Annotated in this window: 12 protein-coding genes, 1 tRNA gene and 1 pseudogene; 9 read left to right on the forward strand and 5 right to left on the reverse strand. The window is 54.5% G+C overall.

The annotated features are described in order from the left end of the window. Positions 1 to 68 precede the first annotated feature (68 nt). Positions 69 to 1,175: a porin OmpC gene (gene ompC / locus FA91_RS03500; RefSeq protein ID WP_034912579.1), complete on the reverse strand. Its 1,107-nt coding sequence runs from the start codon at positions 1,173 to 1,175 to the stop codon at positions 69 to 71. Between the two features lie 241 nt (positions 1,176 to 1,416). On the opposite strand from ompC, the gene proB reads away from it, so the two are divergent. The 4 genes from proB (at position 1,417) to FA91_RS03520 (ending at position 4,652) form a co-directional block, all read left to right on the forward strand. Continuing rightward, positions 1,417 to 2,520, forward strand: a complete 1,104-nt coding sequence (gene proB, locus FA91_RS03505) for a glutamate 5-kinase (RefSeq protein ID WP_034912581.1) — start codon at positions 1,417 to 1,419, stop codon at positions 2,518 to 2,520. A gap of 9 nt (positions 2,521 to 2,529) precedes the next feature. Then, positions 2,530 to 3,783, forward strand: coding sequence for a glutamate-5-semialdehyde dehydrogenase (gene proA / locus FA91_RS03510; RefSeq protein ID WP_034912584.1), 1,254 nt, complete (start codon positions 2,530 to 2,532; stop codon positions 3,781 to 3,783). A 50-nt stretch (positions 3,784 to 3,833) separates the two neighbouring features. Continuing rightward, entirely contained in the window at positions 3,834 to 4,463 is a 630-nt protein-coding gene (locus tag FA91_RS03515; RefSeq protein ID WP_034912585.1) for a LysE family translocator, read from the forward strand. Between the two features lie 113 nt (positions 4,464 to 4,576). Beyond that, positions 4,577 to 4,652 (forward strand) — tRNA-Thr (locus FA91_RS03520). Positions 4,653 to 4,666: 14 nt separating this feature from the next. Here the strand turns inward: FA91_RS03520 and FA91_RS21490 are convergent. Further along, positions 4,667 to 4,798, reverse strand: a pseudogene (locus FA91_RS21490) (integrase); the annotation flags it as partial. 330 nt (positions 4,799 to 5,128) lie between these two features. Here FA91_RS21490 and FA91_RS03525 point away from each other — a divergent pair. From FA91_RS03525 to FA91_RS03545, 5 genes are all read left to right on the forward strand, one after another. Further along, entirely contained in the window at positions 5,129 to 5,668 is a 540-nt protein-coding gene (locus FA91_RS03525) for a DUF2058 domain-containing protein (protein WP_034912588.1), read from the forward strand. A 688-nt stretch (positions 5,669 to 6,356) separates the two neighbouring features. Beyond that, positions 6,357 to 6,947: a fimbrial protein gene (locus FA91_RS03530; protein WP_034912590.1), complete on the forward strand. Its 591-nt coding sequence runs from the start codon at positions 6,357 to 6,359 to the stop codon at positions 6,945 to 6,947. A 67-nt stretch (positions 6,948 to 7,014) separates the two neighbouring features. Further along, positions 7,015 to 7,680: a molecular chaperone gene (locus FA91_RS03535; RefSeq protein ID WP_034918887.1), complete on the forward strand. Its 666-nt coding sequence runs from the start codon at positions 7,015 to 7,017 to the stop codon at positions 7,678 to 7,680. Continuing rightward, positions 7,643 to 10,228 (forward strand): fimbria/pilus outer membrane usher protein, encoded by a 2,586-nt coding sequence (locus FA91_RS03540; RefSeq protein ID WP_082212567.1) that lies wholly within the window; start codon positions 7,643 to 7,645, stop codon positions 10,226 to 10,228. Before FA91_RS03535 ends, FA91_RS03540 begins: the two co-directional genes overlap by 38 nt. A gap of 8 nt (positions 10,229 to 10,236) precedes the next feature. Next, positions 10,237 to 11,331 carry a fimbrial protein gene (locus FA91_RS03545; RefSeq protein ID WP_034912593.1) on the forward strand — a complete coding sequence of 365 codons (1,095 nt, stop codon included), beginning with the start codon at positions 10,237 to 10,239 and terminating at the stop codon, positions 11,329 to 11,331. A 198-nt stretch (positions 11,332 to 11,529) separates the two neighbouring features. Here the strand turns inward: FA91_RS03545 and FA91_RS20920 are convergent, their stop codons facing one another. Genes FA91_RS20920 through FA91_RS03555 form a run of 3 tightly spaced genes read right to left on the reverse strand, consistent with a single transcriptional unit; the run spans position 11,530 to position 13,461 of the window. After that, positions 11,530 to 11,691, reverse strand: a complete 162-nt coding sequence (locus FA91_RS20920) for a hypothetical protein (RefSeq protein WP_156103037.1) — start codon at positions 11,689 to 11,691, stop codon at positions 11,530 to 11,532. A 13-nt stretch (positions 11,692 to 11,704) separates the two neighbouring features. Further along, positions 11,705 to 12,595 (reverse strand): oxidoreductase, encoded by an 891-nt coding sequence (locus tag FA91_RS03550; protein ID WP_034912596.1) that lies wholly within the window; start codon positions 12,593 to 12,595, stop codon positions 11,705 to 11,707. Between the two features lie 38 nt (positions 12,596 to 12,633). Next, positions 12,634 to 13,461: a DMT family transporter gene (locus FA91_RS03555; RefSeq protein WP_034912599.1), complete on the reverse strand. Its 828-nt coding sequence runs from the start codon at positions 13,459 to 13,461 to the stop codon at positions 12,634 to 12,636. Positions 13,462 to 13,481: the final 20 nt, after the last annotated feature.

Consider the following 13,481-nt stretch of genomic DNA (forward strand, 5'->3'; position numbering starts at 1 on the left):
AGAAAAAGGCTGGCGATTGCCAGCCTTTGCTTCAGACACAGAATGAGAAGCCGCGCTCCGGCGCCTGCTCAGAACTGATAGGTCAGACCTACCGCAACCACGTCGTCGTTATTCAGACCAAGCGCGTTATCATCATCCAACTGATTGATTTTGTAATCGACAAAAGCGCTCATGTTTTTGTTGAAGTAGTACGTCGCGCCCACATCGATGTATTCAACCAGGTCAACGTCTCCCACTCCTTCAATGTCTTTGCCTTTGGTTTGCACGTAGCCGACAGACGGACGCAGACCGAAATCAAACTGATATTGCGCTACCAGCTCAACGTTTTGTGCTTTATTTGCCGCGCCGGCAACGGATCCCGCCGTGCCCGCAACGGCCGCAGGCACGGTAATCGGCGTCATATTGCGGGTTTCAGTGTAGATCGCCGCCAGATAAACGTTGTTGGCATCATACTTCAGACCGCCGCCCCAGGAATCGGCTTTGTCGCCGCTGCCATACGGCGAGGCCTGCTGCGCATTGGTGCGATCGGAGGTGGTGTAAGCGCCGCTGATGCTCAGGCCGGTGTCGGCAACAGCGTACACGGCTGAAAGACCGTAGCCGTCGCCATTCTGCTTCGTCAGGTCGGTGCGTGATGACGGCTCATTTTTACCCTGGTATTGCAGCGCAAATTTCAAACCGTCAACCAGACCGAAGAAAGTGTTATTACGATACGTTGCCACGCCGGTGGTGCGCTGAGTCATAAAGTTATCGCTGCGTGCCGTGCCGTCGCCGCCGAATTCCGGGAACATGTCGGTCCAGGCCTCCACATCGTACAGCACGCCATAGTTGCGGCCGTAGTCAACCGATCCATAATCGCCGAACTTCAGGCCAGCAAAGCCCAGACGCGTTTTATTGCCGGTGTTGGCGTCTGAACCTTCACTGTTGTTAAGATTGTACTGATATTCCCACTGACCGTAGCCGGTCATCAGGTCGTTAATCTGTGTCTGACCTTTGAAGCCGATACGCGTATAGGATTTGTCGCCATCCGAGCCGGCGTTATCGCTCATGTAATGCATGCCTTTCAGCTTGCCGTAAAAATCCAGCTTGTTGCCGTTCTTATTATAAACTTCTGCGGCATGGGCGGCGGAGGTCAGTGCCAGGGCTGCGATTACCATTGCCAGTGCGCTTTTCTTCATTTTGTTATCAATCCCAAATAAGTAACGTGGTTGTAGCCTTAAGACTTCTCTGAAGACAGCAACGTTTTACGCCGTGATGATTAAAGATTTATTACATTCGGACGCATTTCCTGTTAATTGCAAAACGCGGTTCTGCCCACGCGCCTGTGATTTTCTCCTTTTCATCCACTGCCTGTTGGCTTCCGCTGGCACACCTGCTAAAACGTCCTCTTGCACACTTTTTTACGTAACGGCAGGAAATATGAGCAGCAGCCAGACCCTGGTAGTGAAACTGGGGACCAGCGTATTAACCGGCGGATCGCGTCGGCTGAACCGGGCGCACATCGTCGAACTGGTGCGCCAGTGCGCGCAACAGCACGCGGCGGGCCATCGCATTGTGATTGTGACCTCTGGCGCGATGGCCGCCGGACGTGAACATCTTGGCTACCCGGAACTGCCGCCGACCATCGCCTCAAAGCAGCTGCTGGCTGCGGTGGGGCAGAGCCGGTTAATTCAGCTGTGGGAGCAGCTCTTCTCAATTTATGGCCTGCATATCGGGCAGATGCTGCTGACGCGCGCCGATCTTGAGGATCGCGAACGCTTTCTCAACGCGCGCGACACGCTGCGCGCGCTGCTCGATAATCATATTGTTCCGGTGATCAATGAGAATGACGCGGTGGCGACGGCCGAGATCAAAGTGGGCGATAACGACAATTTGTCAGCGCTGGCGGCAATTTTAGCCGGTGCCGACAAGCTGCTGCTGCTGACCGATCAGCAGGGGCTGTTCACCGCCGATCCGCGCAACAACCCTGAAGCGGAACTCATTCAGAACGTGCACAGTATTGATGACGCGCTGCGTGCGCTGGCGGGCGACAGCGTTTCCGGGCTGGGAACCGGCGGGATGACCACCAAACTTCAGGCGGCGGATGTCGCCTGTCGCGCGGGCGTTGATACAATTATTGCCGCAGGCAGCCGTCCGGGCGTGATTGGCGATGTGATTGCCGGTAATCCGGTTGGCACGCGTTTTCACGCGCTGCAATCGCCGCTGGAGAACCGCAAGCGCTGGATCTTTGGCGCGCCGCCGGCGGGCGAAATCACCGTTGACGACGGCGCGATCTCCGCGATTCTGGCGCGCGGCAGCTCGCTATTGCCGAAGGGCATCCGTGAAATCAGCGGCAACTTCTCCCGCGGCGAAGTAATCCGCATTCGCAGCCTTGAAGGGCGCGATGTGGCGCACGGCGTCTGCCGTTATAACAGCGACGCGATGCGCCTGATTGCCGGGCATCACTCGCAGCACATCAGTGACATTTTAGGCTACGAATATGGTCCGGTGGCGGTTCACCGTGACGATATGATCGTCAGTTAAGGAACCTCCATGCTTGAAGAAATGGGAAAAGCGGCCAGGGCCGCATCGCACCGACTGGCGGTGCTCTCGACCGCCGAAAAGAACCAGGTGCTGATGACCATCGCCGATCGGTTGGAAGCGCAAAGCGCGACGATTCTGGCAGCGAACGAACGCGATCTGGCTGACGCCCGTCAGAACGGGTTGAGCGAGGCGCTGCTGGATCGCCTGATGTTGGATCCGGCGCGGCTGGCTGGCATTGCCCACGACGTGCGTCAGGTCTGTCGCCTGGCCGATCCGGTGGGTGAGATAATTGACGGCGGCCTGCTTGACAGCGGGCTGCGCATTGAGCGTCGCCGCGTGCCGCTGGGCGTGGTCGGCGTGATTTACGAAGCGCGGCCGAACGTCACCGTCGACGTGGCCAGCCTGTGCCTGAAAACCGGCAACGCGGTGATCCTGCGCGGCGGCAAGGAGACGTACCGCACCAACACGGCGACGGTACGCGTGATTCAGGATGCGTTGCAGCAGCACGGCCTGCCTGCCGGCGCGGTTCAGGCGATTGAGAACCCGGATCGCGAACTGGTGAACCAACTGCTAAAGCTGGATCGCTATGTCGATATGCTGATCCCGCGCGGCGGTGCGGGCCTGCACAAGCTCTGTCGTGAACAGTCGACCATCCCGGTGATCACCGGCGGCATCGGCGTCTGTCATATTTATGTGGATCGCGACATGGAGATCGATGCCGCACTGAACGTTATCGCCAATGCGAAAAAACAGCGTCCCAGCGCCTGTAACTCAGTGGAAACGCTGCTGGTGCATTCGGCGGTTGCCGACGGTTTTCTGTCTGCTCTGAGCCGCCGTATGGCGGAGGAGGGCATTGCACTGCATGCCGATCCGCACGCGCTGCCGCTGTTGCGACATGGCCCGGCCGCGCTGAGTGAGGTTACCGACGCGCAGTATCGCGACGAGTGGCTGTCGCTGGATCTGAACGTGAAGGTAGTGGCGTCGCTGGACGAAGCGATTGATCATATTCGCGAATACGGCACGCAGCACTCCGATGCGATCCTGACGCGCAGCATTCACAACTCGCAGCGATTTGTGAATGAGGTCAATTCGTCAGCAGTATACGTCAATGCCAGCACGCGTTTCACCGACGGCGGACAGTTCGGCCTGGGCGCAGAGGTGGCCGTCAGCACGCAGAAGCTCCACGCGCGCGGCCCGATGGGGCTGGAGGCGTTGACCACCTATAAGTGGATTGCCTGGGGCAGCGATACCGTGCGAGGTTAGCCGACTGCCGGGCGGGCGCGACGTATTTTTTCTCTACAGGAGTACAGGATATGGTGACGTTTTCGCAGCTTATTCCTTTCGCCGCCATCGCGCTTGGTATGGTGTTGACGCCCGGTCCGAACATGATTTATCTCATCTCCCGCTCGCTGTGTCAGGGGCGCAGGGCCGGTTATGTCTCACTGCTCGGCGTGGCGCTGGGTTTTATGTTTTACATGCTTTGCGCCGCAATGGGCATTACCGCGCTCATTATGGCCGTGCCGCTGGCGTATGACGCCCTGCGTATTGCGGGCGCGCTTTACCTGCTTTATATGGCATGGCAGGCGGTGTTTGGCGGAAAATCACCTTTCGAAGTCCGCGACCTGCCGCCGGACAGCCCGAAAAAGCTGTTCACCATGGGATTGCTGACAAATTTACTGAATCCAAAAACGGCCGTTATTTACCTCTCGCTGCTTCCGCAATTTATCCATCCTGAGCAGGGGCACGTGCTGGCGCAGTCCCTGACGTTAGGTTTTACGCAAATCATCACCAGCCTGTTGGTCAATGGCATCATCATCTTTGCAGCTGGCAGCATCGCGATTTTTCTGGCGCAGCGGCCCACATGGCAAAAAATCCAGCGCTGGGTAATGGGAACCGTGCTGGCGGGTCTGGCGGTAAGAATGGTATTTGATGGCAAGAAATAGCGCATCGTCTGGAGATTGAGCATCATCGTCGAAAAAAGCCGCAGGCAGCGCGCTGCCTCTTGACTCGCTGCCCGGTTTTTTTTAACGTATCGCCCCGTAGTTCCTTCCTCAACGCCGATATAGCTCAGTTGGTAGAGCAGCGCATTCGTAATGCGAAGGTCGTAGGTTCGACTCCTATTATCGGCACCAGTATTTTCAACGGCTTATGCATCATTAGTTCCTTCCTCGTTTTCCGTGTGGGACAGATTTGCGACACAAGTTCTGAAAATCGCCTCGGTTTGCTTTGCGTATTGCGTCAAAGGGTTCGGCGCCAGCTTTGCATACCTGCAAACCATGAGGCCAGCAAGCGAATTGCAACGGCGAGCGCTGTCGTATTCCTTGATATAAATAGCTCACCCATTACGCCGACTTGAGTCCAGACCCTGCGCAACGCTGCCCGCATGATGTCCCGGTCGCCGACGAAAATTGAGAAGCCATAAAGACTAAGCCCGCCGCTGTCGGGTTTTGTTGTCCTGCCAAAATCCACTCAGATGGGCGTTGTGCCGCCGGTAAAATGGCCCTGACAATCGTCACGGGTATGACATCGGGATGAGGGTGCAACGTGGCACTTCCCGCAAATTTACCGTTATAATCCCACAAATTATTCAACTGGCTCAGAAACGACTATGACAAAACTCACCTTGCAAGAACAGCTGCTTAAAGCTGGGTTAGTAACCAGCAAAAAAATGGCTAAAGTCCAGAAAACGGCTAAAAAATCTCGCGTTCAGACTCGTGAGGCGAGGGCGGCCGTGGAGGAAAATAAAAAAGCCCAGCAGGAGCGTGATAAACAGCTGAGCGAACAGCAAAAGCAGGCTGCTTTATCTAAAGAGTATAAAGCTCAGGTAAAACAGCTGATTGAAATGAACAGGGTTGTCATTTCAAAAGGTAATATTGATTTTAACTTCACCGATAATAATCTGATTAAAAAAATAGTGGTTGATAAGCTGACGCAAACTCAGCTGATCGGTGGCCGTCTCGCCATTGCGCGTTTGGTGAATGATAACAGTGGTGAGAGTGAATACGCGATTATTCCTGCCAGCGTAGCGGACAAAATTGCCCAGAGAGAGGCGAACAGTATTGTATTAAACAGCGCGCTTAGCCAGGAAGAGCAGGATGAAGAAGATCCCTATGCCGATTTTAAAGTGCCCGACGACTTAATGTGGTAATGAACGCACCGATACGAAAGCGCTCCGGGGCTTTTCATTTCAGGCGGATCGCCTCTTAATCCGCCTCTGTTTACCGCAAAGAGTGAACCCTGTTCCTGTGGGGCAATCCTGTCATTGATGATAGAAATGTCTTATAGGAGATCGTCGCCAGCCGCAACATTTTGCGCACTTCTTCGTCGTTTATCGATCGCAGCGCCCTCTGTTGTGCGTTTTTTACGCGAATCGATATTCTTAATTGAAATTATACCGGCGCCTTCTATAACACTTCTGCCTGGTCGTGTATGACTAATTACGTTATTGATGTTAACGGTCTTGGTAAATAAATGAATATTTTAGGCATGGCATTGTATTTAAGTAATATTTAATTTGTAGATTCTGGGAATGTGCAACCAGGCATCAAAAAATGTGCAAGAAGTTAACGTCTGCTTTACCTTATTGTCGGTTGCAGTTCGTTTTTTAATTCACTAGTATAAATAAGTATTGGATATGCAACTTTATATAATGGCATATCAGTCACTTCACATCGTTGCCCCGTTCATTGCCTTACTGGCGATGAGCGCGTTGCGTATATAAAATTAACTGATGGAACGATTCTTAATTTCAGAGGAAGGAGTTGCCGGTAAAAGAGGGTATGCCCAGTGTGGACGCTGCCTGATTATCGGATTATATGTTAAATAAGAGATCTCTAATGAAAACGCAGTTTCGTATTATGGCTTTTGCTGTATCTGTTCTTGTATCTGGTGCGGCAATGGCTGAAAATTCAGGCGTAACCGAAAACCCAAATTCGAATGCCGGTACGCAAAGTACGGGCGGCCAGGTCAGGTTTACCGGTTCTGTCACCGATACGTCCTGTAATATCGATGCTGAAAGCGCCAGCCAGGTGGTTGACCTGGGTAAATGGGCGGGTAATTATTTTACCGCGGCGGGTACGTCAACCACCAAAACCCCTTTCCATATCAAAGTGCAGGATTGCCCCGAGTCCGTTACTTCTGTTGCCGTACTTTTTGATGGCAACCATGATGCCACTGATAAAAATTTACTGGCTATCGACGCGGGTGAAAATGCGGCAACCGGTATTGCGATCGAGCTCTATGAAGCCAACCAGTCTGAAAAAATCAGTGTTGGTTCGATATCAGAAGCCTATCCTGTCAACGCGGGCAGCAATGACAACGATGGCAGTGCCGATCTTACCTTCTACGCCGATTATCGATCCATTGCTGAAAACGTTACGGCGGGCGATGCGAACGGTGTGGCAAATTTCAACATGATCTACAACTGAGTCATCACAGAGCAGGGGCATGACCTGCTTTGTTTCATTCTGTTTTTTCTCCCTTTGGTTGTCACTTATGAAACGGTTAACCGCTGGCATTGCTGGCTTATTTTTATTGTTATCTGGCTCAGTTCAGGCGGGTATTATCGTCGGTGGAACACGGGTGATTTATCAGGAAGGCAGCCGTGAGGCGTCTGTTTCAGTCACCAATGCGGACAGCCATACACCGTATTTAATTCAGTCATGGATAGAGAATTATCACCAGGGCGATAAAACCCGGGCGCCATTTATTGTTACGCCGCCGCTCTTTCGACTCGATCCGGAACAAAAAAATGTTCTGCGTATTAATTTTATTGGTACCACGTTGCCAGCCGATCGTGAATCTGTTTACTGGCTCAACGTTAAAAGTATTTCACCCTCGCAGAAGGGCGTGTCAAATAAGTTACAAGTTAATATTAAATCAAAATTTAAACTCTTTTATCGGCCGGATGGCCTGCCAGGCGATTCGGCGATGGCCTGGCAGGCGCTGCGTTTTCATCTGGAAGGTAAGCGTTTAATTGCGAAAAATCCTTCACCCTGGTTTGTTTCTCTCTTTTCACTGAGCGTCGGCGGAAAAGAGATTGATGAACCCGGCATGATTGGTCCGTTTGAAACCAGAGAATGGCCCGTAACCTCTGCGGGTGAGATCAGATGGCGCGCAATTAATGATTTTGGCGGTATTACTGATTACGCAAGACAGTGAAATGGCGTGCGGCACTGGCAAAGTGAAAAAGACAATAAATCCGCAGCAATTTTCATTGCTATCTGTATCTACAAAAACCGCCCGGTTACTCACCACGTTTCCTGCACTTTTTTTGCTGTTGGGCCACAACAGGCAGGCGATGGCGGATGATTATTTCGATCCGGCGGCGCTGGAGTTAACCGATCCCCAACACGAAACCGCCGATCTGCACTATTTCTCAAGGGCGGGCGGCCAGCAGCCGGGTTTTTACCCGGTAAGCATTGTGGTGAACAACCAGGAAGTCGCGCAGGAAACCATTAAATTTATTGATGATGGCGGCACCCTGAAACCGCTGCTGACTCCGTCACAGTTAACAGCATACGGGATAAACGTCAGCGCCTTTTCATCATTCAGCACGCTTCATGAGGGCGAGACGCTGAGTCAGATCGAGCGCTTCATTCCTGATGCCAGCAGTAAATTCGATTTCGCCGCCCGACGCCTCTCGTTAAGCATCCCGCAGGCAGCGATGGTGGTGCAACGCCGTGGCGATACCGATCCCGCCCGCTGGGATGAGGGGATCCCGGCTGCGTTTGTCAATTACAACCTGACGGGGGCGCAAAGCCAAACGCAGGATGGCGGAACTGATTCAAACTACCTGAACTTACGCAGTGGGATCAATCTGGGCGGCTGGCGCTTACGCAACGTTGCGTCAATGGTCTATGACAAACGCAGCCGCTGGCAGTCGCAGAGCACCTGGCTTCAGCATGATGTGAAAGCGCTTAAAAGCCTTTTACGGGCAGGCGACACCTACACTTCCGGCGATATGTTTGACAGCATTCAGTTTCGTGGCGTGCAGTTGACCTCGGAAGAGGGGATGCTGCCGGACAGCATGCGTGGCTTTGCCCCGGTCATTCGTGGCATGGCGCACAGCAACGCGAAAGTGACGGTTTCACAGCACGGCTACGTTATTTACGAAACCTGGGTTGCACCGGGCGCATTTGCCCTGAGGGATCTCTATCCCACGGCACAAAGCGGCGATCTGGAGGTAAAGGTAACTGAAAGCAATGGCATCGTCCGATCCTTTACCCAACCCTATTCCGCCGTCCCCTTTATGCTGCGTGAAGGACGCAGTAAATTCAGCATAAGCGTCGGACGCTATCATCCCGCGGGTGAGGGAGCCCGAACGCCGTCGTTTATGCAAACCACGTTGTCTTATGGCCTGCCGTATGCGTTTACGCTTTCTGGCGGCGTACAGTTTGCAGAAAATTATCAGGCCTGGGGGGCAGGTATCGGGCGTGGATTTGGTGAACTGGGAGCGCTGGGCGCCGATGCTATTTTTTCAACGACAAAAATGCCTTCCCGACAGCCCGCCGCCGGACAGGCTGTTCGCGTACAGTATCAGAAGGATCTGGAGACGACGGACACCGCCTTCAGCCTCGCCAGCTACCGCTACTCTTCCCGCGGTTATTACAGCCTGAGTGAAGCGAATACCCGCAGCCCCCGCGATCGGGCAGGCAACAAACGCAGCCGAGAAGAGCTCTCAGTGACGCAGTCACTGGGCGTCGCCGGAAGCCTTTCTGCGTCCGTCTACACCCAGACATACTGGCATGGCAGAGGTGACGATAAGACGTTCCATGTGGGGCTTTATAGCGGCTGGAAGGGCGTCTCCTGCGGCCTGGCTTACTACTTCACTCAATCCCCGGAGAGAAAGGCGGATCGTGCCGTTTCGTTCAACATCACTATTCCGCTGGAGCAGTGGTTGCCAGAGCATGCCGTCACCTACACCACCACGTCAGACAATAACGGTTATACGTCACAGCAGGTCTCCCTGAATGGTACCGTGCTGGATAATCACAACCTTTACTACAACATTCAGCAGGGTTACGGTAACAGCGGGCAGGGCAGCAACAGCAGCGCATCGCTTGATTATCATGGCGTATACGGCACATCGCAGCTCGGCTATCGTCACGATTCGCTGAACAACCAAATCACCTGGGGCGCAGCGGGATCGGTTGTTGCTCACCCGCACGGTATTACCTTAGGTCAGCCTACCGGCGACAGCTTTGCCATTGTTCGGGCGCCTGGCGCGGCAAACGTAGCCGTTCAGAACGGCAGCAATATCTATACCGACTCACGCGGCTATGCCATCGTGCCGACGCTCACCACCTGGCGGAAAAATTACATCACGCTCGATACGGGAACGATGGACAACGATACGGACGTTGAACTGGAAGGGCAGACGGTCGTTCCCGGCGGTGGGGCAGTGGTGCAGGCGAATTACCAAACGCATATTGGTAACCGGGTGCTGTTTACCCTGAGCGACCGCCGCGGCCCGCTGCCATTTGGCGCCAGTGCGCATGTCATTCAGCAGAGTAAAGAGGACGGGATGCCCGCCAGCGGGATGGTGGCCGATCGTGGAGAGGTCTATCTGAGCGGTGTTCCGGAACAGGGGACGCTCGAAGCGCGTTGGGATGTGCAAAACGTCACTCATACCTGCACCCTGTCTTTTTACCTTCCCAAAAATCAGCAGCAGAAGGCGGTGAAGACCTTCGGCGGCCTGTGCTTATAAGGAACACAATGTCTCACACGCTTCGCTCCGCCTCTTTTTTCCTCCTGCTTCTGGCGACGGTTTACTGTCAACCAGGCCTGGCAGAAACCTGTAATGCCAGCGTAGGACAAATGACGCTGAATACGCAGAACATCCGCTATCAACCCACCTTGCCGGTTAATACGCAAATGACAAATTCGCTGTCGGTTAACGGAGACGGCATTCACTTTACCTGTGATTTACAGGCTCCCGTGGACACCGTGAAACGCATTATTTATCAACAGATGGATACATCCGGCGCGGGGCTGGTGATTAATGGCCATCACGTCTACGCGTCAAAACTGGAGGGGATAGGTTACTCGCTTGGTTTTCAGTGTGCCGGCGGCGCTATCCGTTACATTGACGACATCGGCTCGCCTGCCGGAAGTGAGTCTGCGACCGTTTGTGAGAGCTCACAGATCCCCGACATGCTTACGCAGCGCGAGCTGATGGTAAAAATCTATATCACATTCTACAAAACGGGCGAGCTGGCGCTGGCAGGCGGAAACCACATTAACGCGCCCGCTCAGCCGCAGATCGGTAAGCTTTATATTGATCAGGGCGCGGGCAACGCGGCAGGCGCATCAACAACGCTCGATCTTGCGGCGCTGAATGTCGATATTGGGGCCAGTGGGAGTTGCCAGGTGACAACATCGACGATCAACGTGAACTTAGGCCCGGTGAGCAAAGCCGAATTTCAGGGTAAAAATACCCGCGCCGGTGCGGCCCGGGACTTTGCCATACCGGTTTTCTGCTCCATGCCGACGGATATCAGAATTGGATTTTTCGGCGTCGCCGCTGATCCAGACTTTACCGATACGCTGGCCCTGAGTGACGTAACGGGCGCGGCAAAAGGCGTCGGCGTAAGGCTGAGCTATGGCAATAATACGGTTCCGGCCCCGGCCCCAGGCACGGCAGTGAAAATTAATGAGGCCAGTAACTTGCCCGTTCTTAAACATGTTGTCGCCGGCAGCGCGGGAAGCGCCGAAAATATTAATTTCGTGGCGCAATTCGTTCAAACGGAAAACACGGTATCAGCCGGCACGGCCAACACCATGGCGACATTTTCGCTGATATATAATTAATGCAGCGGGTTAAGATGGCACTCTTCAGCCAGCGCTATTTGTAGCACTGGCGCAGAGAATAAAAAAGATCTTAAGCGTGAAAGGTGTTAGGGTGGTGGCTCGTAAATTAAAAAAATGAAGGTTTGTATCATAAATTTTAAACTCCAATGTCCCTCTTGCTTCAGCAGTCAGTATCGCTTCTCCCAACTGGACATCACCTCAAAAAATCCTCACGGTGCAAAATGCATTTTCTGTAAATCCATCATGCAGGTAAGCGCTAAACGCCTGACCGCTGCGTAATCCCGCACAAAAAACCGCCCGTTGGACGGTTATTGTTGCGTTCACGCCTGTTTTCCCGGCAAAACGAAATAGCTGAATCATACCCGGACTCTCCTCAGCCCGGCCCGTCGCTCGCCGCAGCCAGTAGCGGCACAATCACATCGCTGATCGGCGTAGAAATGCCATGCGCCTGGCCGTATCGCTGCACAACGCCGTTGCGGATATCCCACTCCAGCGGATGGCCTCCCTCGCGATCCACCAGAATTGAGGTGCCCGTGTCGGCCGGATAGCCCTGAAAGCTCCGGACAATGTCCTGCGGCACGTCATCGCTCAGTTTAGCGCCTGCGGCGCGCGCCACCGCCAGACACTCCTGTAAATAGGCCAAAGCCAGCCCGGTGATATCACTGCGTGAAAACATGCCGGCGCGCCGGCCTGACAGCACCATCAGCCCGGCGACCGCGTTTTGCAGCAGCTTTCTCCATGCGACGGTCGTGAAATCTGCCGCAACATCAACGGCGCAGCGCGTTCCTTCCAGCGCCGTCAGCACCACGCGAGCGGCAGGCAAATCCGGCAGGGTGAGACGCGGCTGGCTCCGTAGCGACACGACGTTATCCGCTTCCCGCTGAGCAGGAAACCACACCACCGAAGGCAGTATCTGGCTGGCGGCGAGCCAGGGCGCAAAGCGCGCTTTCTGCTCCACGCCATTTTGCAGTATGCAGACAACGGTCTTCTCATCGCATAAGGCCGCGAGCCACGGAACAGCCGCTTCCACCTGGGTTGACTTAATTGCCACAAACACCAGGTCGACGGTTTTTTTTATACTGCCGGGATCGGTTTTGACCGGGCCAGGTACCACAATCTGGCCATCCCCGAAGCGCACTTCCAGCAATTGATGCGCAGTGCGGCCAAAAAGGGTTGGCGTGCGGCCGGCTTCATGAAGCGCCGCCGCGATGGTCGCGCCAATCGCACCCGGCCCGACAAGCGCAATACTCAGATTTTCAGCCATACCGTTATCCTCTGTTCATCATGTCTCTCAGACCATCGTCAGCCGATGACCATGGTGCCGACGGCTATCAACATACACGCCAGTATCTTACGAACGCTCAGTTTTTCACCCAGAAAAAAGTAACCGATAAAGGCGGCGAACAGCACGCTGGTTTCACGCAGGGCCGATACCGCGCCCATTGGCGCGCCGGACATGGCATAAATCACCATGCCGTAGGCCAGAAGCGAAACCAGCCCGCCGCCGAAAGCCGCGGAGAATCCGGGCCGCAGCGTAAATAAACTGCGCGCGCCGCGCAGAGAAATGTATACCGCGGGCATCAACACGCCCCAGAGCGCGCTCATCCAGACCGTATAGGCCAGCGCATCGCCGGAAAGCCGTACGCCAATGCCGTCCGTTACGCTATAAGCAGCAATGAAGCAGCCGGTGCCCAGCGCATAGGGCAGATTAGGCGCCGCCAGCCTGCGTCCGTTAAAGGCAAGAAAAATAATGCCACCCGATACCAGCGCAATACCCGCCATCGCGCTTGCCTCTGGCCGCTCTCCGGCGAAAACGGCGGCCGCGAGGGTAATTAACAGGGGTGAAGATCCCCGCGCGATGGGATAGGTTTGCCCGAGATCCCCTGTCTGATAGCTTTTCACCAGAAACAGGTTATAGCCCACGTGCAGCAGTGCTGACAGCGCCGCACACATCCAACTTGCCCTGGCGGGCGGCGCCAGAAACATCGCCATCACGGCGCTGGCAAGCGTAACGGCCAGACACATAACGGTCATCGACCAGAGTCTGTCGCTGCCGCCGCGCAGGAGCGCATTCCAGCTCGCATGCAGAAGCGCTGCAAAAAGCGTCAGTGCAATAATATTAAGAGGCATACCTTAGCTTAAGCATCTCC

The sequence above is a fragment of the Erwinia sp. 9145 genome, from assembly GCF_000745075.1.
GTDB lineage: Bacteria > Pseudomonadota > Gammaproteobacteria > Enterobacterales > Enterobacteriaceae > Erwinia > Erwinia oleae.